At 72.3% G+C, this 18,956-nt stretch carries 15 protein-coding genes; 11 read left to right on the top strand and 4 right to left on the bottom strand.

Annotated elements, in window-relative coordinates; all coding sequences use genetic code 11:
• Positions 1–123 precede the first annotated feature (123 nt).
• The 3 genes from ACFY9V_RS35390 to ACFY9V_RS35380 are packed head-to-tail and all read right to left on the bottom strand — an operon-like array spanning position 124 to position 2,955.
• Entirely contained in the window at positions 124–1,443 is a 1,320-nt protein-coding gene (locus ACFY9V_RS35390; protein ID WP_391164422.1) for a coenzyme F420-0:L-glutamate ligase, read from the bottom strand.
• Positions 1,440–2,396 carry a 2-phospho-L-lactate transferase gene (gene cofD / locus ACFY9V_RS35385; RefSeq protein WP_355350057.1) on the bottom strand — a complete coding sequence of 319 codons (957 nt, stop codon included), beginning with the start codon at positions 2,394–2,396 and terminating at the stop codon, positions 1,440–1,442. The genes ACFY9V_RS35390 and cofD overlap by 4 nt, the downstream gene beginning before the upstream one ends.
• 13 nt (positions 2,397–2,409) lie before the next feature.
• Entirely contained in the window at positions 2,410–2,955 is a 546-nt protein-coding gene (locus ACFY9V_RS35380; RefSeq protein WP_391164420.1) for a cysteine dioxygenase, read from the bottom strand.
• A gap of 631 nt (positions 2,956–3,586) precedes the next feature.
• On the opposite strand from ACFY9V_RS35380, the gene ACFY9V_RS35375 reads away from it, so the two are divergent.
• The 3 genes from ACFY9V_RS35375 (at position 3,587) to ACFY9V_RS35365 (ending at position 9,486) form a co-directional block, all read left to right on the top strand.
• On the top strand, positions 3,587–3,850 hold the full coding sequence (locus tag ACFY9V_RS35375; protein ID WP_031519519.1) for a WhiB family transcriptional regulator: 264 nt from the start codon (positions 3,587–3,589) through the stop codon (positions 3,848–3,850).
• Positions 3,851–4,162: 312 nt separating this feature from the next.
• Entirely contained in the window at positions 4,163–8,026 is a 3,864-nt protein-coding gene (locus ACFY9V_RS35370; RefSeq protein WP_391164418.1) for a glycosyltransferase, read from the top strand.
• Complete coding sequence (locus ACFY9V_RS35365) at positions 8,023–9,486, top strand: DUF5719 family protein (RefSeq protein WP_391052895.1); 1,464 nt, start codon at positions 8,023–8,025, stop codon at positions 9,484–9,486. Before ACFY9V_RS35370 ends, ACFY9V_RS35365 begins: the two co-directional genes overlap by 4 nt.
• A gap of 80 nt (positions 9,487–9,566) precedes the next feature.
• On the opposite strand, the gene ACFY9V_RS35360 is transcribed toward ACFY9V_RS35365, so the two are convergent.
• Positions 9,567–10,010, bottom strand: coding sequence for a metallopeptidase family protein (locus tag ACFY9V_RS35360; protein WP_355350070.1), 444 nt, complete (start codon positions 10,008–10,010; stop codon positions 9,567–9,569).
• A gap of 237 nt (positions 10,011–10,247) precedes the next feature.
• On the opposite strand from ACFY9V_RS35360, the gene ACFY9V_RS35355 reads away from it, so the two are divergent.
• The 8 genes from ACFY9V_RS35355 to ACFY9V_RS35320 all read left to right on the top strand — a co-directional run bounded on the left by ACFY9V_RS35355 (position 10,248) and on the right by ACFY9V_RS35320 (position 18,652).
• A complete protein-coding gene (locus tag ACFY9V_RS35355) occupies positions 10,248–10,670 on the top strand; it encodes a DUF3499 domain-containing protein (protein WP_355350091.1) in 423 nt (140 codons plus the stop codon).
• 225 nt (positions 10,671–10,895) lie between these two features.
• Complete coding sequence (locus ACFY9V_RS35350; RefSeq protein ID WP_391164415.1) at positions 10,896–12,254, top strand: phosphomannomutase/phosphoglucomutase; 1,359 nt, start codon at positions 10,896–10,898, stop codon at positions 12,252–12,254.
• A gap of 351 nt (positions 12,255–12,605) precedes the next feature.
• Positions 12,606–12,785, top strand: a complete 180-nt coding sequence (locus ACFY9V_RS35345; RefSeq protein ID WP_188283872.1) for a Trm112 family protein — start codon at positions 12,606–12,608, stop codon at positions 12,783–12,785.
• 83 nt (positions 12,786–12,868) lie between these two features.
• Positions 12,869–14,005 carry an SIS domain-containing protein gene (locus ACFY9V_RS35340; protein ID WP_391164413.1) on the top strand — a complete coding sequence of 379 codons (1,137 nt, stop codon included), beginning with the start codon at positions 12,869–12,871 and terminating at the stop codon, positions 14,003–14,005.
• Positions 14,006–14,009: 4 nt separating this feature from the next.
• Entirely contained in the window at positions 14,010–15,209 is a 1,200-nt protein-coding gene (manA, locus tag ACFY9V_RS35335) for a mannose-6-phosphate isomerase, class I (RefSeq protein WP_355350079.1), read from the top strand.
• A gap of 96 nt (positions 15,210–15,305) precedes the next feature.
• Positions 15,306–16,265 (top strand): cation diffusion facilitator family transporter, encoded by a 960-nt coding sequence (locus ACFY9V_RS35330; RefSeq protein ID WP_391052882.1) that lies wholly within the window; start codon positions 15,306–15,308, stop codon positions 16,263–16,265.
• Between the two features lie 236 nt (positions 16,266–16,501).
• Positions 16,502–17,953: an adenosylhomocysteinase gene (ahcY, locus tag ACFY9V_RS35325; RefSeq protein ID WP_355350085.1), complete on the top strand. Its 1,452-nt coding sequence runs from the start codon at positions 16,502–16,504 to the stop codon at positions 17,951–17,953.
• An 84-nt stretch (positions 17,954–18,037) separates the two neighbouring features.
• Positions 18,038–18,652, top strand: a complete 615-nt coding sequence (locus ACFY9V_RS35320; protein WP_391164411.1) for a hypothetical protein — start codon at positions 18,038–18,040, stop codon at positions 18,650–18,652.
• Positions 18,653–18,956: the final 304 nt, after the last annotated feature.

Below are 18,956 nucleotides of genomic sequence, written 5' to 3'. Positions count from 1 at the left end.
CCAGGTAGCCGCATTTCGAGGAGGTGCCCCGGACCGGCACCGACCAGGCACAAGCGGCACCCGCAGACGACAAAGCACCCGCACGGGTGGGCGGGCGGGCAAAAACACCCCCCCGGAGGGGGCTCAGCGAACGGCGATGAAGGCGGCGGAATCGCGAGCCGGCCGAACGGTCGGCGCGGCGGCCGGCCGCCCAATGGCCACGGCCCCCATGGGATCCCAATCGGCGGGAAGCCGAAGCACGTCGCGGACGACGTCACGGCAGAACATCGTCGAGGAAACCCACGCGGAGCCAAGCCCCTCCCCGGCAAGCGCCACAAGAAAGTTCTCGACGGCCGCCCCCACCGCCACCACGAACATCTCCCGCTCCGCGGCCCCCCGCCGCGCATCCGGATAGGCGTGAGCCCCGTCGGCGACAAGGCACGGCACGACGAGATAAGGAGCGCGCCGCAGCACGTCCCCCCGCCGAAGCCGCCGGGCCACGGACTCCTCGGAGAAACCGTCGCGCCGCAGGTCCGCCGCCCAGGCGTCCCGCATGGCGTCGAGCAACCGCTCCCGTGTCTCGGCCGACTCCAGGAGGACGAACCGCCACGGAGTGGTGTGGTGGGGGGCGGGCGCGGTGACGGCGAGCGCGACGGCACGTCGAACGGCGGCGGGGTCGACCGCGTCGTCGGTGAACTCCCGTACCGTCCGCCGCAGCGAGACGGCCTCGCGTACGGCCTCGGAGGTGCCGAGCCGGAACATGTCGTTGGCGGCGGCCCGCACAAGAGGCCGCGCGCCGGAATCGTCGCCGTCGGCGAGAGCGCCCTCGGCGGCGACGACCTGGCCGAGCCCCCGTACGACGGCCACCGGCAACCCCCCGACCTTCCCCTTGACCAGGTCCCCGGCGGCGGCCAGTTCGTCCCCGGTGGCGGTCACCGTCACGGACATGAGGTTGCCGTGGCTGTCGAGACCGCCGCGGAGGTCGTCCAGGACGCGGACCCCGGCGGCGCCGATGGCGACGTCGGTGAGACCTTCGCGCCAGGGCCGCCCGAAGGTGTCGGTGACGATGACGCCGACGCGTACGCCGAGGATCTCGCGGAGGCCGTCCCGGACGCGCCGGGCGGAGGCGTCGGGGTCCTCGGGGAGCAGAAGGATGGTTCCCGCCGCGGTGTTGGAGGCGTCGACGCCCGCCGCGGCCATGACGAAGCCGTGCCGGGTCTCGACGATGCGGGTGGGTCCGCGGCGGGCGACGAGGCGTACGGCCTCGGCGTCGATGGCGGCCTCGCGGTCGTCGGCGTTGACGATCCGGCCCTCGGCCTTGCTGACGATCTTGGAGGTGACCAGCAGGACGTCGCCGTCGGCGAGTTCGGTCCCGGTGGCGGCGATGAGCTTGGCGATGTCGGCGCCCGGCTGCACCTCGCCGATGCCGGGGACGGCGAACACCTCGTAGCGGGGCGCGTTCATGCCCGTACCTCCTCGGCGAGCGTCAGCGCCTCCCTGGCCATCTGGGCCGTGGCCTCGGGGCCGTCCATGAGCAGCGGGATGGCCCGGCAGCGGATTCCGGCGGCCTCGACCTCGGGGACGGCGGCGGCGTCGACGGTGTCGACCAGCCAGCCGTCGAGCAGCCCGGAGCCGTAGTGCGCGGCGACGGCCGCGGCCGTCGACTCGACCCCGACGGCGGCCAGCACCTTGTCGGCCATGCCGCGCACGGGGGCGTCGCCGATGAGCGGGGAGAGGCCGACGACCGGTACCCCGGCCTCGGCGATGGCCTCGCGGATGCCGGGCACGGCGAGGATGGTGCCGATGCTGACGACGGGGTTGGACGGCGGGAAGACGATGACGTCCGCCTCGCCGATCGCCTCCAGGACGCCGGGAGCGGGCTTGGCGCCCTCCGCGCCGACCGGCACGACGGCGTGCGCGGGTACGGAGGCGCGCAGCCGTACCCAGTACTCCTGGAAGTGAACGGCCTTGCGCTCGCCGTCGATCTCGACCAGCACGTGGGTCTCGATCCGGTCGTCGGACATCGGGATGAGCCGCACGCCGGGCTTCCAGCGGGCGCACAGCGCTTCGGTGACGGCGCTGAGCGGGTAGCCCGCGCCGATCATCTGTGTGCGCACGATGTGGGTGGCGAAGTCCCGGTCGCCGAGACCGAACCACTCGGGGCCCACGCCGTACGCGGCGAGTTCCTCCTTGACCGCGAAGGTCTCCTCGGCCCGCCCCCAGCCCTGCTCCTCGTGGATGCCGCCGCCGAGGGTGTACATCACGGTGTCGAGGTCGGGGCAGACCTTCAAACCGAACAGATGGATGTCGTCTCCGGTGTTGCCGATGACGGTGATCTCCGCCTCCGGCGCCGCTGCCTTCAGGCCGCGCAGAAAGCGCGCCCCTCCAATACCTCCGGCCAGAACCACGATTCGCATGGTTCCCAGTCTGTCAGCCCGCCGCGGCGGCCCGTGAGGTATCGGCCCGCGGGGCGGCGGACGTGCAGGCGTACGGGGTCATCTTGGTGAGGCCGGGGAAGTAGACGTGCAGGCTCACCGCGGGTTCCAGCGCGTCGTTGACGACCTCGTGGACGTAACCGGGCGCGAAGGCACGCTGCGCGCCCGCCGACAGCACCCGGTTGACCTCGCGGCCGACGCCGCCCGAGGCGCCCGTGCTCGCACTCGGCAGCGCCCGCTCGCGCAGCGCGCCTTGGAGCACGGTGAGCACACCGGACGACAGGCCGTGGTCGTGCAGCCCGCTGCTCTGACCGGGCAGCCAGCTCAGCAGCCACACCTCGTAGCCGGGGCCGCGGCGCAGCCGCGCGTACCAGCGGGTGGTGGCGTCGTAGCGCACCTGGGGGGCCCATCGCTCGCGGTCGGCGGCGATGGAGCGGGCGAGCCCGGCGAACTCCGCGACGGTGCGTGGATGTTGCGGCACCGGGGGGAGCAGGTGGGGAAGGGCGAGCGGGTCACCGGCGATCGAGACATCGCTGTACATGAAGGTGTGTTCCTCGTGATGCGCGAGTGGCTAGGCGGTGCCAGGTCCGTGACAGGTCCTGGGCAGGGGGCTCAGCGGCAACAACAGGAACGACAACAGCTCTGGGCGAGCGCGACGCAGCGGGACTCGCGACGGCGAGTCCGGGTAGGCGCGTGGTGCTCAGCAGGCATGCCGTCAAGGAGACCGGTCCCGCCCGTACCTTGTCAACCGGATGTCCGGAATGTCGCGAATCTTTCACCTGATCCGGCTGGAACGGTTGGTGAAAGGTTTGTGCGCAGAAGTGTGCGGATATGTGGTGCCCAACCGCATGAAGAGCACGTTGTGCTGTTGTGCTTCTGTGATCGGAATGTGATCCACAACGCTTCACCCGAATGGCGGAACGTGGCGCGTCGCCAAGGCGTCTGACGAGGTGTGAACGGTGGGTCGGCGGGACCATGGTTGACGGATGCCGGATTTTAGGCCGATATCAACACTTTCTGTCACCTCTTGGTTCAGCGGAGTGAATAACGGGCCCAATAGCAGATCTCGGCTTGACTGGCCCGGATCGGCACACTTGTAATTTCACTCGTGTCGTTAGGCCGCACATGGTGACGGCAACATCACGGGGAAGCACGACAGACGAGGGGCGCGCATGACCGAGCAGTTCCAGTTGCTGCTGGCCGAAGAGGCCGACGAGGAACTCGGCTGGCAGGAGCGCGCGCTGTGTGCGCAGACCGACCCCGAGTCGTTCTTCCCGGAAAAGGGCGGTTCCACGCGTGAGGCGAAGAAAGTCTGCCTCGCCTGTGAAGTCCGTTCCGACTGCCTGGAGTACGCCCTGGCCAACGACGAACGCTTCGGCATCTGGGGCGGCCTGTCCGAGCGGGAGCGCCGCCGCCTGAAGAAGGGCGTCGTCTGACCCACGCGACCGGGCCGACGACCGGTCCGAGGACCGGGTCCGCGGCAGGGCGCCGACCGAGCCCTGACCGCGCCCCCGACCTCTCGCGCGGCACCGCGCACCGGCCCGATCACAGCTCCCGCACACCCCGCTTCCAGCCCGCGTACAGCCCGCTTTCCGCGCCCACCGGCACGGGAGGCGGGCTGCCGTTGTTCTCACACTCGGACGGAGCCCCCGGTGTAAGCCGTTAGTGTGGGGGCCCGTCCGAGACGTTCCCCGCCGCCGGCGGCCGATGCGTCAACCGCAGTCCAGCGAACCGGGGCCCGAACCTCGATGTCCGTGAACAGCCCAGCACCGGCCTTCTTCCCGGCCGGCATCCCTGAGTTCCCGCGCCACGTCGTCACCGCCGTGCTCGTCGCGCACGACGGCGCGCGCTGGCTGCCCAAAGCCCTCGCCGGCCTGCTCTCCCAGGACCGCCCTGTCCAGGACGTGATCGCCGCCGACACCGGCAGCGCGGACGACTCCGCGCGGCTGCTCGCCGACTCCCTCGGCGACCAGCGCGTCCTGCACCTGGCCCGCCGCACCGGCTTCGGCGCCGCCGTCGAGGAGGCCGCCAGGGTCGCCGCGCCGCTCAGCGCCGAGCAGTTGCCGTACCTGGGACGCCGCAGCGGCTGGGACCCGGTCAGCCGCAGTTGGAACGACGACGCGTACGACGAGCCCGAGCAGCCGCACGGCGACCCCGTCCAGTGGCTGTGGCTGCTGCACGACGACTGCGAGCCCGACCCCGGAGCGCTCGCCGCCCTGCTGCGCACCGCGGACGCCTCGCCGTCCGCCTCGATCATCGGCCCCAAGCTGCGGAGCTGGTTCGACCGCAGGCAGCTCCTCGAAGTCGGCGTCAGCATCGCCCGCAGCGGTCGCCGTTGGACCGCGCTCGAACGCCGCGAGCAGGACCAGGGCCAGCACGACCAGACCCGCCCGGTGCTCGCCGTGTCGTCCGCGGGCATGCTGGTGCGCCGCGACGTGTGGGAGGAGCTGGGCGGATTCGACCGCAGGCTGCCCCTGATGCGCGACGACGTCGACTTCTGCTGGCGCGCCCAAGCGGCGGGCCACACCGTGCTGGTCGCCCCCGACGCCGTCATGTGGCACGCCGAGGCCGCCTCCCGCGAGCGCCGCCCGGTCGACTGCGCGGGCCGCTCCTCGGTCAACCCGCACCGCGTCGACAAGGCCGGCGCCGTCTACACCCTGCTGGCCAACACCCGCGGCCCGCTGCTGCCCTATGTGATGCTGCGGATCGCCGTCGGCACCATATTGCGCACGCTCGCCTATCTCGTCGGCAAGGTGCCGGGACAGGCCGTCGACGAGATCGTCGGACTGCTCGGCGTCCTGCTGCGCCCCGGACGGGTGCTGGCCGCCAGACGCAGAAGAGGCCGCGGCACCGTACCGCCCTCCGAACTGCGACCGCTCTTCCCGCCGCCCGGCGCGACCGTACGCGCCACCGTCGACCAGGTCGTCAGCAACATCGCGGGCCGCGCGGACGCCGCGTCCGCCGCCGCGGGACGGCACGGCGGGTCCGTCGAGTCCGGACCGGGCGACGAGGACGGCGACTTCCTGGAAGTCGAGCAATTCGCGCGGCTCAAGCGCGTCGCCCGCAAGCCGGGCCCCGTGCTCTTCGCCGTCCTGCTCGTCGTCTCGCTCGCCGCCTGCCGCTCACTGCTCGGCGGGGGAGCCCTCTTCGGCGGCGCCCTGCTGCCCGCCGACCCCGGCGCCTCCGACCTGTGGGGCACCTACACGGGTTCCTGGCACGCGCTGGGCACCGGCGGCACCCAGGCCGCGCCGCCGTACATCGCGGTCCTCGCGCTCTTCGCGACCGTGCTCTTCGGCTCCACGGGACTCACCCTCACCCTGCTGCTGGTGGCCTCGGTGCCGCTGGCCGGAATCACCGCCTACTTCGCCTCCCGCCCGCTCGTCGAGTCGCGCCTGCTGCGCGCCTGGGCGTCGGTCGCGTACGCCTTCCTGCCCGCCGCCACCGGGGCGCTGGCCACCGGACGGCTCGGCACCGCCGTCCTGGCCATCCTGCTGCCGCTGATGGCGCGCGCCGCCGTCGGCACCGCGGGCCTCCAGCTCGGCGACGGCGCGATCGAGCGCGGCGCACGGCCCGGCTGGCGCTCCACCTGGGCGCTGGCGCTGATGCTCACCTTCACCACCGCCTTCACCCCGGTCACCTGGCCGATCGCCCTGACACTGGCCGCCGCCACCCTCGGCTGGCGCATGGCCCGCGGCCAGCAGCAGCTCCTGGTCCCGCAGCTCCTGCGCTTCGCGGCCCTGCTGATCACCCCGATCGTGCTGCTCGCCCCCTGGTCGCTGACGCTGCTCGCGCACCCCGGACGCCTGCTGCACGAGGCGGGACTGCCGTACGGCGACAAGGGCGTCTCCGGCATCGACCTGCTGATGCTCAGCCCCGGCGGCCCCAAGGCGGGCGCCGCCTTCCTGCTGATCGGCGTCGTCCTGGCCGCGCTCGCCGCCCTGATGCGCGACACCCGCCGCCCGGCGATCGTCGCCGCCTGGGCCGCCGCCGCGACCGGACTGCTCTTCGCCGTCATCGAGAACACCAAGGCGTGGGCGGGCCCCGCCACCCTCGTCTACGGTCTCGCCCTGCTGGCCGCCGCCGCGATCGGGGCGGAAGGCGCCAAGGAGCGGATCGCCGCCAGCGGCTTCGGCTGGCGCCAGCCCGTCGCGGGCCTGATCGCGCTGGCCGCGGCCCTCGCGCCGCTGCTGGCCGCCTTCACCTGGGTCGCCGACGGCGCGAACGGCCCCATCAAGCGCCAGGACCCGCAGCAGGTGCCCGCCTTCGTCGCCGAGGAGAGCACCTCCCGCGACCAGGCCCGCACCCTGGTGCTCAACGGCACCGCGGGCCGCATCTCGTACTCCCTGGTGCGCGGCGCGGGCGCGCGGATCGGCGACGCCGAACTGGCCGCGGAGGCGTCCCGCGACAGCGAACTCGACACCGTCGTCGCCAACCTGGTGGCGGGTTCCGGCGCCGACCAGGGCAGCCGCCTCACCGGATACGCCATCCGCTACGTACTGGCGCAGAAGGGCGCGCCGCGCTCGGTGGGCCGCGTCCTGGACAGCACCCCGGGCCTGTCCCGGGTGAGCCAGGCGGACGGCAGCGAATTGTGGCGCGTCAACGACGCGGTCTCCAGGATCGCGATCACCAGCAAGGGCGCGCAGCCCGTCGCCGTCGCGGCAGGCAAGGTCGAGGCGCACACCACGGTGCCCGCAGGTCCCGAAGGCCGCGTATTGCGCCTGGCGGACTCCGCCGCGCCCGGCTGGCACGCCACCCTGAACGGATCCGCGCTGCCCAGAACGACCGTCGACGGCTGGGCGCAGGGCTTCCAGCTGCCCGCCACCGGCGGCCGTCTGGACGTCACCTATGAGGAGCCGTTCACCCACACCTTCTGGCTGGGCGCCCAGGGACTGCTGCTGCTCGTGGTCATCGTGCTGGCCCTGCCGGGCCGCCGCCGCGAGATCGACGACGACCTGCCGGAGGCCGACGCGCCCAGCGCCGTCCAGATTCCCGCACAAGGTGCGGGCGAGGGCCGTCGCGCCCGCCGCCTCCAGGCGGCGGCCGACGCCGAGGCCGCCGCGGCCGATCCCGACACCGCGGAGGCCGAGGGCCAGGAGCAGGCGGCCTACGCGGCCCAGCAGGCCCACCACGGTCGGCAGGGCCAGGACGGGCCCGCGGGCCCCGACGCACCGCCGCAGACCCCGTACGACCCCTCTGAGGGCGGTTACGACCCGTACGCGGTACCTGCCCCCGACACCGGCGAGCAGTTCTACGGCTACCCGCGGCAGGACCCCGGCTACGGCACCGACCCCGCCCAGCAGCAGTGGGACGGGCAGCAGCAGTACGCGGCGGAGCCAGGCACGTACGAGCAGCAGCAGGTCGGCTACACCGACCAGTACGGCTACCCGCAGCAGCCCCCGCCGCCCTACGACCCGTACGCGACGACCGGCCACGAAGAGGCGGCCGGTTACGACGAGACGGCGGGTTACGACCAGCAGCAGCCGCAGCAGCAGTACGACGGGCAGGCGCCGTACGGCGGACAGCAGCCCTACGACCCGGCCGCGTACCCCGACCCGGCCGCCCCGTACTACGCCGAAGACGACCAGCGCCGCGACGGGAGCGACCACCAGTGAACCGCAGCACGATCTCCCTGGCGGGCGCCGTCGCCGCCCTGGCCGTACTGACCGGCGCCGCCGTGGTGTCCGGCGGCGGCGACCGGGACACCGCGCCGGTGGCCTCCGCGGCCCGGCTGCCCGTACAGCGCAGCAATCTGCTGTGCCCGGCGCCGTCCTCGTCGGAATTCGCCAACACCACCTACACCTCGTTCACCCCGCAGGGGACGGCGGGCGCGACCGGCTCCGGCAGCGCGCAACTGGTCCCCGCGACGCCCAAGGGCAAGGCGCTCACCCCGCTGAAGGCCGCGGGCAAGCCCGCCACCAGCTCCACCGACAAGCCCGACGCGCCCGCGCTGATCGGTACGGCCGACGGGCCGCTCGCGCCCGGCTGGACCGTCCAGCAGACCACCGTCGTGGACACCGGGGCGGGCCGCGGCCTGCTCGGCGCGTCCTGCGTGGCACCGGACAGCGAATTCTGGTTCGCGGGCGCCAGCACGGGACCCGACCGGCAGGACTTCCTGCACCTGGTGAACCCCGACGACACCCCGGCGGTCGTCGACATCGAGCTGTACGGCAAGGACGGCCTGCTGAAGGCGTCCACCGGCGACGGCGTCACCGTGGCGGGCAAGTCCGCCAAGCCGGTGCTGCTGTCCACCCTGGTCGCGGACAAGGCGCAGGACCTCACCGTGCACGTCGTGGCGCGCAGCGGCCGGGTCGGCGCGGCCGTTCAGGCCATCGACAAGAAGCTCGGCAGCGACTGGCTGACCCCGGCCGCCGAGCCCGCCACCAGCCTGGTGCTGCCCGGCATCCCCGCCGACGCCGCGACCGTGCGCCTGGTGGTGTACGCGGCCGGTTCCGACGACGCCGACCTCACGCTGAAGCTGGCGACGCCGACCGGCTCGATCACCCCGGCGGGACACGAGACGCTGCACGTCAAGAGCGGTATGACCAGCGCGGTCGACCTCGGTGACCTCACCAAGGGCGAGGCGGGTTCGCTGGTCATCACCTCCAGCCAGGTCCACGCGGCGGTCCCCGTGGTGGCGGGCCTGCGGGTGACGCGCGGCAAGGGCGCCAAGCAGGAGATGGCGTTCCTGCCCGCCACCCCGGCGATCGAGACCCGCTCCACCGTCGCCGACAACCGCACCAAGGGCTCCACCTTGTCGCTGGTCGCCGTCGGCCAGGACGCCAGTGTGAAGATCACCGCGTCGGCCGGATCCTCCGGCGGTGAGCCGGTGTCGAAGACGGTCAGCGTCAAGGCGGGGACGACCGTCGCCGTCCCGCCGCCGCTGCCCGCGTCCGGCAAGGGCACGTTCGCCGTGACCGTCGAGCGCGTCTCCGGCGGAAGCGTCTACGCCTCACGGACGCTGGCGCTCCCGCTGGACGGGGTGCCGATGTTCACGATCCAGCCGATGTCCGACGACCACGGCATGGTGGATGTTCCCGCCGCCCGCGCCGACCTGGGGATTCTCAACCACTAGAGCGTTTTCCCGCACCTGGTGCGGTCCGCGCGGGCCGCACCATATGCGGGCGGTCCGCGTCGGGGCCGCGCCGCGCCGTGTCAGTCCTCGCCGTACTTCGGGTCGACGTTCTCGGGGGACAGGCCGAGCAGCTCCGCGACCTGCTCCACGACGATCTCGTGCACCAGGAGCGCCCGCTCGTCGCGGGTCTTGGCGCGGATCTCCACCGGGCGCCGGTAGACCACGATGCGGCTCGGCCGGTCCTTGCCCGCGCCGATGAGACGGCCCAGCGGCACCGTGTCGTCGTCCGACGGCGGGGTGTCCTGCGGCCAGGGCACCTCCTGGACGGCGAATTCGACGTCGGCGAGCTGCGGCCAGCGCCTTTCCAGCCGGTCGGCGGCGTCGCGCACCAGGTCGTCGAAGGCGTCGGCGCGGCTGAGCGCCAGCGGCACCTGCGGGGGCGCGATGGGCCCGCGCATCCCACGTCCGTGGCGGTCGCGGTGGCGCGGACGGGGTGCGGAAGGAGGAGGTGCCGAGCTTTCCATCAGCGATGAGCCTAGCCCTCCCGCCGGGTGCGCACAGGACGGACACCACGCAGTCAGCATCTGGCCATAGATCAGACGCATATGCGCCAGCCGCCGCCTTTCCCGGCCGTGACCGCGTGTCGTACTTCTCCCGCACCTCCGCCCCGCGCCTGCCATGTGTTTTCCGTCCGCGCAGGTCAGCGCGGCGGCCGTCACACGGCACGATTCCGGGGGCACGTGACGACACGACCGGGTGAGCTGGCGGAGAGTCGTCGCGGCCCGCTCAAGAGTGCGGTACCGTCCAACCTCGTGAGCCTTGTACGTCGCTGTTCGCGCACCGCATGCGGCCGTCCCGCCGTCGCGACGCTGACGTACGTCTACGCGGACTCCACCGCCGTTCTCGGACCGCTCGCCACGTACGCGGAGCCGCACTGCTACGACCTGTGCTCCGAGCACTCCGAGCGGCTGACCGCGCCCCGTGGCTGGGAAGTCGTGCGCCTGGCGACGGACACCGGTCCCGTCGGGCCCAGCGGCGACGACCTCGAAGCGCTCGCCAACGCGGTGCGCGAGGCGGCCCGCCCCCAGGAGCGCCGCCAGCAGGGCCCTGGCCCGCGCGACATCGACCCGCTCGAAGTGGCCCGCCGCGGCCATCTGCGCGTGCTCCGCTCGCCCGAGCAGTAGCAGCCGGCCTCACCTCCCGTCCCCACCGCGCGGTCCCCACCCCGCGCAAGCCGCCCCTCGCGCCGTCCCGTTGACCCTTTCGGGGCTCCCGTGACGCCACCCCTCGCGTCGCGGCGGCGGCGAAAAACTCCGCTCACCCCATCGGGGTAGGTTGTGGTGGAAACTCCACCGCGCCGCCCACCGGCGCCGTTCCGACCCTTCACCAGAGTTCACCAGAGGTGTGCAGTGGCCGATTTGTCGCAGCTCGTCAAGGCCTACGACGTACGCGGAGTCGTACCCGACCAGTGGGACGAGCCGCTCGCCGAGATCTTCGGCGCCGCCTTCGCCACGGTCACCGACGCCACGGCGATCGTCGTCGGACACGACATGCGGCCCTCGTCCCCCGGCCTGTCCGCCGCCTTCGCGCGCGGCGCCGCCTCCCGCGGCGCGGACGTCACCGGGATCGGCCTGTGCTCCACCGACGAGCTGTACTTCGCCAGCGGGCAACTCGACCTGCCCGGCGCCATGTTCACGGCCAGTCACAACCCGGCGCGGTACAACGGCATCAAGATGTGCCGCGCGGGCGCCGCCCCCATCGGCCAGGACACCGGCCTCGCCGACATCCGCGCGCTCGCGGAGAAGTGGCTGGAGAACGGCGTCCCCGCCGTCGACGCGGAAACCGGCACCCTGGTGCGGCGCGACGTGCTCGGCGACTACGCCGCCTATCTGCGCTCGCTGGTCGACCTCTCCGGAATCCGGCCGCTCAAGGTGGTCGTGGACGCGGGCAACGGCATGGGCGGCCACACCGTGCCCACCGTCCTCGACGGGCTGCCCGTCGACCTGGTGCCGATGTACTTCGAACTGGACGGCACCTTCCCCAACCACGAGGCCAACCCGCTCGACCCGAAGAATCTGGTCGACCTCCAGGCGCGGGTCCGCGAGACCGGCGCCGACATCGGCCTGGCCTTCGACGGCGACGCCGACCGCTGCTTCGCGGTGGACGAGCGCGGCGAACCCGTCTCCCCGTCCGCGGTGACCGCCCTGGTCGCCGCCCGCGAACTGGCCAAGCACCCCGGCGCCACGATCATCCACAATCTGATCACGTCCTGGTCGGTGCCCGAGGTGGTCAGGGAACACGGCGGCGTCCCGGTGCGCACCCGCGTCGGCCACTCCTTCATCAAGCAGGAAATGGCCGACTCCGGCGCCGTCTTCGGCGGCGAGCACTCCGCGCACTACTACTTCCGCGAGTTCTGGAACGCCGACACCGGCATGCTCGCCGCCCTCCACCTGCTAGCCGCCCTCGGCGCCCAGGACGGCCCGCTGTCCGCCCTCGTCGCCTCCTACGACCGCTACGCGGGCTCCGGCGAGATCAACAGCACCGTCGCCGACCAGGCCGCGAGCACCGCGGCGGTCCGCGCCGCCTTCGCCGGCCAGGACGGCGTCACCTTCGACGAGCTGGACGGGCTCACGGTCACGTCCGCCGACTGGTGGTTCAACCTCCGCGCCTCCAACACCGAGCCGCTGCTGCGGCTGAACGTCGAGGCGCGCGACGCGGAGGGCGTGGCCCGCGTCAGGGACCAGGTCCTGGCGATCGTCAGGGCCTGAGCCCGCGTGGTCTCGCGGGCCCGACGCGGGGTGGGGCCTACGCGGCCGGGGGTACGCGGGACGGCCGTCGTACGCGCCTGGTGTCGTACGGGTCCGGTCGCCGTACGGGTGCGGTCACCGCATGGGCGCGTCACCGTACGAGCGCGGTCACCGCATGGGCGCGCCCGGAGTTATCCACAGGCCGCACTCGGGGCCGGGCGCTACGGCTATAGGCTGAGAACGTACGCGGCGGGAGCCGTCGGCCCGGCCCGGGACCGTACCGCTCGGAGCACGCGCCCGCCGTATCCCGACCGCAGTCCCGCGCGCGGTGGCACCTCGCCGCTCGCCGCACCCAGCACGGAGGACCCCACCATGCCGCTCGTCGAACCCAGCCTCCTGGAAATCCTCGCCTGCCCGGCGTGCCACGCCCCGCTCCGCGAGGACGCCGACGCGAACGAGCTGGTCTGCACCTCCGACACGTGCGGCCTCGCGTACCCCGTACGCGACGACATCCCCGTACTCCTCGTCGACGAGGCCCGCCGCCCCCGCTGACACCCCCGCACGACCGCCGGACCGTCCGTCAGCCCCATCCATCCGCCGACCCTGACCAGGCCGCTTCCGACCGGGAGGTCGCGTTGTTCGACGAGTCGCTGCTTGAGGACCCCGAAGCGCTGGCCCGCGCGGACAGCCGCGGACTGCTGCTGGGCGTCGCCGCCGCCGGCGCCCGCGTACGCACCGCGCTGCGCCTGGCCGAAGAGGCCGGAGTCACCGCGCTGCGGCCCGACGGCCGCCCCCGGACCGTCCTGCTCGCGGCCAGCGGACCCGACGCCGCCGCGGTCGCCGACCTGCTGGTCGCCCTCGGCTCCGGCACCTGCCCCGTCGAGGTGCTGCCGCCCACAGGACCCACCCCGCAACAGTCCCGCTGGACACTGCCCGGCTGGGCGGGACCGCTCGACCTGCTGCTGCTCATCACCCCGCAGGGCAGCGAGCAGGGCCTGACCGACCTCGTGGAACAGGCCTACCGCCGCGGCTGCACCGCCGCCGCCGTCACCCCGGTCAAGGCACCGCTCGCCGAAGCCGTGGAACAGGTGCACGGCATGGCCCTGCCGTTCGCCGCGCCCTTCGGCAACGGCGCGGACCCCGCGGACGAGGACCCCGCCAACGACGCGGGCGCCTTCTGGGCGCTCCTCGCCCCGCTGCTCGCCCTCGCCGACCGGATCGGCCTGCTGAGCGCACCCACCCAGGCGCTGTACGGCGTCGCCGACCGGCTCGACGAGGTCGCCGCCCGCTGCGGCCCCGCCATCGCCACGTACACCAACCCGGCCAAGACCCTCGCGGCCGAACTGGCCGACGCCCTCCCGCTGTTGTGGAGCCAGGGCCGGCTCTCCGCCACCGCCGCCCACCGCTTCGCGACCGTGCTCGGCACCCGCGCGGGCCAGCCCGCGCTCACCGCGGAACTGCCCGCCGCGCTCACCGTCCACGGCCCCCTCCAGGCCAGCGCCCTCGCCCTGGCCGCCGAACCCGAGGACTTCTTCCGCGACCGCGTCGAAGAACCCGGAGGACTGCGCCTGCGGATCGTGCTCCTCCAGGAGAACTCCGAGCAGCCCGGACCCGCCACCCCCGCCGCCCGCGAGCAGGCGTACGCCCACGACACCCCGCTCAGCGAGATCGCCGCCGCCCCCGGCGGCCCGCTCGACACCGCGGCCGAACTGATCGCCCTCGCGGATTTCGCCACCGTCTACCTGACCGTCGCCTCGGCTGAAAGATCATGACCGCATGAACCGCCTCACCAACACGATCCGCCCCTACGCCTGGGGATCCACCACCGCCATCCCCGAACTGCTCGGCACACCGCCGACCGGCGAACCCCAGGCCGAACTGTGGATGGGCGCCCACCCCGGCGCGCCCTCCCGGATCGACCGCGGCGAAGGCCCCGTCGCACTCGACACGGTGATCGCGGCCGACCCCCGCGCCGAACTCGGCGACACCACCGTCAAGCGCTTCGGCCCCCGGCTGCCCTTCCTGTTCAAGGTGCTGGCCGCGGGCGCGCCGCTCTCCGTCCAGGTCCACCCCGACCTCGCGCAGGCCAAGGCCGGATTCGCCGACGAGGAAGCCCGCGGCATCCCGACCGACGCCCCCGACCGCAACTACAAGGACGCCAACCACAAGCCCGAAATGCTCGTGGCGCTCTCCCCGTTCGACGGACTGTGCGGCTTCCGCCGCCCCACCGACGCCGCCGACCTCATCGACGGCCTCGGCGTCCCCGCCCTCGCGCCCTACGCCGACATCCTCCGCGCCCACCCCGAGGACAAGGCGCTGCGCGAAGTCCTCGCCGCCGTCCTCACCGCCGAACCCGAGGCGATGGCCGAGTCCGTCACCGCCGCGGCCGAGGCCGCCGCCCGGCTGTCCACCACCGACAGCCCCTACGCCGCGGACTACGCCGCCTACGCCCAGGCCGCCCACAGCTTCCCCGGCGACCGCGGCGTCATCGCCGCGATGCTGCTCAACTACGTACGCCTGCAACCCGGCGAAGCCCTCTACCTCGGCGCGGGCGTCCCGCACGCCTACCTCGACGGCCTCGGCGTGGAGATCATGGCCAACTCCGACAACGTCCTGCGCTGCGGCCTCACCCCCAAGCACATCGACGTCCCCGAACTCCTGCGCGTCGTCCGCTTCGAGGCCGGCGACCCCGGCGTCCTGCGCCCCGAGGCCGCCCCCGACGGCGAAGAGCTGTACGCGGCGCCGATCGACGAATTCCGGCTCTCCCGCTACGTCCTGGCCCCCGGCGCGCAGGCCCGCACCCTCGACTCCGGCACCCCGCAGATCCTGCTCTGCACCGCGGGCCGGGCCGAACTGCGCGACGGCGACGGCACCACCTTGACGCTGGCCCCCGGCGAGTCGGCGTACGTCCCCGCGAGCGAGCGCACCACCCTGACCGGCGAAGGCACCGTCTTCCGGGCCACCGTGGCCGCCTGACGCACCAAAAGCCCGACGGGCTGCAACAATGTGCGTCCGCAACGCCCGGTACGACAAGACACAGACCCCGGGCCGACGAAAGGGACCCCAGCACCTATGAGCGCGTCAGGCGGAACACGGGCGATCGTCGCGGCGCTGAGCGCCAACCTGGCCATCGCCGTGGCCAAGTTCGTGGCCTTCGCGTTCAGCGGCTCGTCCTCGATGCTCGCCGAAGGCGTGCACTCCATCGCCGACTCCGGCAACCAGGCGCTGCTCCTGATCGGCGGCAAGAAGGCCAAGCGCGCCGCCAACGACGAGCACCCCTTCGGCTACGGCAGGGAACGCTACGTCTACGCCTTCCTCGTCTCGATCGTGCTGTTCTCCGTTGGCGGCATGTTCGCGCTCTACGAGGGCTACGAGAAGATCCGCCACCCGCACGAGATCGAGCACTGGTACTGGCCGGTCGGCGTCCTCGTCTTCGCGATCATCGCCGAGGGCTACTCCTTCCGCACCGCCATCAAGGAGTCCAACCACACCCGCGGCAAGCAGTCCTGGGCCGAGTTCATCCGCCGCGCCAAGGCACCCGAACTCCCCGTCGTCCTCCTGGAGGACTTCGGCGCCCTCATCGGCCTCGTCCTCGCCCTGATCGGCGTCGGCATCGCCCTCGCCACCGGCGACGGCGTCTGGGACGGCATCGGCACCCTCTGCATCGGCCTGCTGCTCATCACCATCGCCCTCGTCCTCGCGGCCGAGACCAAGTCGCTGCTGATCGGCGAAGGCGCGGGACCCGACTCGCTGGCCAGGATCCGCGCCGCCGTCGTCGACGGCGACACCGTCACCGGCGTCATCCACATGCGCACCCTGCACCTCGGCCCCGAAGAACTCCTCGTCGCCGCCAAGATCGCCGTGCAGCACGACGACACCGCCGCCGAGGTCGCCCGCGCCATCGACGCCGCCGAAGAACGCATCCGCGCCGCGGAACCCTTCGTCCGCGTCGTCTACCTGGAACCCGACATCTACAGCGAGCAGGCCGCCGCCGCGGGCCCCGACCCGGACCAGACTCCTGGCGGCCGGTGACCGGAAGCGCACTGGGGCGGACCGCCCGTCCGGTGTAGCTTTGTCGTAGCCAGACGTCGCTGCTGATGGCGGTCGGGCGGGTCATCTCGCGATGCCCGGCCGAGGGAGAGAGGGCCTCCGACGGATTGCGCTGCCGCTAGGGGACGGGTGTGTCCGCACGAGGGCACCCCCGTACACGCCCCGTGGCCGCGCCGTATCCACGTCCGCCTCGACCGCAGCACCGAGGAGCACTTCATATGACCACCACCGCCACCGACTTCAAGGTCGCGGACCTCTCGCTTGCCGCCTACGGCCGCAAGGAGATCACCCTCGCCGAGCACGAGATGCCCGGCCTGATGTCCATCCGCAACGAGTACGCCGCCGCGCAGCCGCTGGCCGGCTCGCGGATCACCGGCTCGCTGCACATGACCGTGCAGACCGCCGTCCTGATCGAGACCCTCGTCGCCCTCGGCGCCGAGGTCCGCTGGGCGTCCTGCAACATCTTCTCCACCCAGGACCACGCGGCCGCGGCCATCGCCGTCGGCCCGAACGGCACCGAGGAGAACCCGCAGGGCATCCCCGTCTTCGCCTGGAAGGGCGAGACGCTCGAAGAGTACTGGTGGTGCACGGAGCAGGCCCTGACCTGGCCGAACACCGCCACCGGCGGCCCCAACATGATCCTGGACGACGGCGGCGACGCCACGCTCCTGGTCCACAAGGGCGTCGAGTTCGAGAAGGCCGGCGCCGCCCCGGACCCGGCCACCGCGGAGAGCGAGGAGGAGCAGTTCGTCCTCCGCCTCCTCAACCGCACCCTCGGGGAGAACCCGCAGAAGTGGACGCAGCTCGCGTCCGAGATCCGCGGCGTCACCGAGGAGACCACCACCGGCGTCCACCGCCTCTACGAGATGCAGCAGGACGGCTCGCTGCTCTTCCCGGCGATCAACGTCAACGACGCGGTCACCAAGTCGAAGTTCGACAACAAGTACGGCTGCCGCCACTCCCTGATCGACGGCATCAACCGCGCCACCGACGTCCTCATCGGCGGCAAGGTCGCCGTGGTCTGCGGCTACGGCGACGTCGGCAAGGGCTGCGCGGAGTCGCTGCGCGGCCAGGGCGCCCGCGTCGTCATCACCGAGATCGACCCGATCTGCGCGCTCCAGGCGGCGATGGACGGCTACCAGGTCGCCACCCTCGACGACGTCGTCGGCATCGCCGACATCTTCGTCACCACGACCGGCAACAAGGACATCATCCTGGCCTCCGACATGGCCAAGATGAAGCACCAGGCCATCGTCGGGAACATCGGCCACTTCGACAACGAGATCGACATGGCCGGCCTCGCGAAGATCCCCGGCATCGTCAAGGACGAGGTCAAGCCGCAGGTCCACACCTGGACCTTCCCCGACGGCAAGACGTTGATCGTGCTGTCCGAGGGCCGCCTGCTCAACCTGGGCAACGCGACCGGCCACCCCTCCTTCGTGATGTCCAACTCCTTCGCGGACCAGACCCTGGCCCAGATCGAGCTGTTCACCAAGCCGGAGGAGTACCCGATCGGCGTCTACGTGCTCCCCAAGCACCTGGACGAGAAGGTCGCCCGCCTCCACCTGGACGCGCTGGGCGTCAAGCTCACCACGCTCCGCCCGGAGCAGGCCGCCTACATCGGCGTGAAGGTCGAAGGCCCCTACAAGTCCGACCACTACCGCTACTGATCCACCGCGCGCTGGCCCCCGTCTCCCGTCCGAGGCGGGGGCCTCGCACGTCACCGGCACACCGAAAGACACCGAGACCCCACCATGCCCCGAGGCCGTTACTCGTTCCACGACACACACGACCACACCCCCCTCGGTGCAGAACACTTCCACTGCGCCACCGGCCCCTCCGGCTGGCGCTACACCGCGCAGACCACCACCCCCAGCGGCGATCACTCGGGCTCGGTCGACCTCACCCTCGACCAGCTCGGCCGCCCCATCCGACTCGAACTCCACGCGTCCGCCTGGCAGGTACGCGGAGCCGCACTCGACGGCGTCACCTGGGTCCGTACCGACCCCACCGGCGAACACGCCCAGGAGGGCAACGCCGCCGCCCATGCCTTCACCGGTGCCTCGCCCGCGTTCCTGATCGCCACCGCGCGACTGCTCCGCCTGGAACCCGGCGGCCCCGCCACCCGCGTACGTCTCGTGTCATTCCGGCCCCCCGTGCTCGCGCCTCTCACCGTGGACCAGTCCTGGTCCTTGATCACCAGGACAGCACACCCCACTGACAACGGGCCGCTGGCTGTGGACGAGTACCAGGTCAACGACCTCGCGACCGGCGATCAGCACGACGTCCACATCGCCGGGGACGTGGTCCTCGCGGCCCCCGGCATCGAGCTGGAAGACCTGGAGACCCCTCCGTCGACCTTCGCGTGAGGCCGTCTGAAAGTTCCTCACCGTGAACCGTTGACTCAAGGTTGGCGGGGAGGTAGGTTAGAACGGTTGTCACGAGCTGGACAGGTCCGCTGGTGACCGACTAGGATCCATGTCGCTTCGCTCGACGAAGACACACCACCCAAGCCGAGAGAAATCTCAGTTCGGGCATCCGTGTCTCCGAAACGCGAGTGGTAATTCCGACCAGTGAACTTCTGCTAAAGTCGGAGACACGACGAAGGGAAAGCCCGGAGGGCCGGTGAAACGGTCTGAAGGAAGCTTCCGTTCCTTGAGAACTCAACAGCGT

This window comes from Streptomyces sp. NPDC008317 (assembly GCF_042955955.1).
In the GTDB taxonomy this organism is placed as follows: domain Bacteria; phylum Actinomycetota; class Actinomycetes; order Streptomycetales; family Streptomycetaceae; genus Actinacidiphila.
This window is presented reverse-complemented; position numbering and strand designations above follow the sequence as displayed.

What these genes read in the sequence shown, in the direction of transcription:
- ACFY9V_RS35390 (WP_391164422.1), bottom strand. Translation starts at nt 1,443, where the DNA reads ATGAACGCGCCCCGCTACGAGGTGTTCGCCGTCCCCGGCATCGGCGAG.
- cofD (WP_355350057.1), bottom strand. Translation starts at nt 2,396, where the DNA reads ATGCGAATCGTGGTTCTGGCCGGAGGTATTGGAGGGGCGCGCTTTCTG.
- ACFY9V_RS35380 (WP_391164420.1), bottom strand. Translation starts at nt 2,955, where the DNA reads ATGTACAGCGATGTCTCGATCGCCGGTGACCCGCTCGCCCTTCCCCAC.
- ACFY9V_RS35375 (WP_031519519.1), top strand. Translation starts at nt 3,587, where the DNA reads ATGACCGAGCAGTTCCAGTTGCTGCTGGCCGAAGAGGCCGACGAGGAA.
- ACFY9V_RS35370 (WP_391164418.1), top strand. Translation starts at nt 4,163, where the DNA reads ATGTCCGTGAACAGCCCAGCACCGGCCTTCTTCCCGGCCGGCATCCCT.
- ACFY9V_RS35360 (WP_355350070.1), bottom strand. Translation starts at nt 10,010, where the DNA reads ATGGAAAGCTCGGCACCTCCTCCTTCCGCACCCCGTCCGCGCCACCGC.
- ACFY9V_RS35345 (WP_188283872.1), top strand. Translation starts at nt 12,606, where the DNA reads ATGCCGCTCGTCGAACCCAGCCTCCTGGAAATCCTCGCCTGCCCGGCG.
- manA (WP_355350079.1), top strand. Translation starts at nt 14,010, where the DNA reads ATGAACCGCCTCACCAACACGATCCGCCCCTACGCCTGGGGATCCACC.
- ACFY9V_RS35330 (WP_391052882.1), top strand. Translation starts at nt 15,306, where the DNA reads ATGAGCGCGTCAGGCGGAACACGGGCGATCGTCGCGGCGCTGAGCGCC.
- ahcY (WP_355350085.1), top strand. Translation starts at nt 16,502, where the DNA reads ATGACCACCACCGCCACCGACTTCAAGGTCGCGGACCTCTCGCTTGCC.
- ACFY9V_RS35320 (WP_391164411.1), top strand. Translation starts at nt 18,038, where the DNA reads ATGCCCCGAGGCCGTTACTCGTTCCACGACACACACGACCACACCCCC.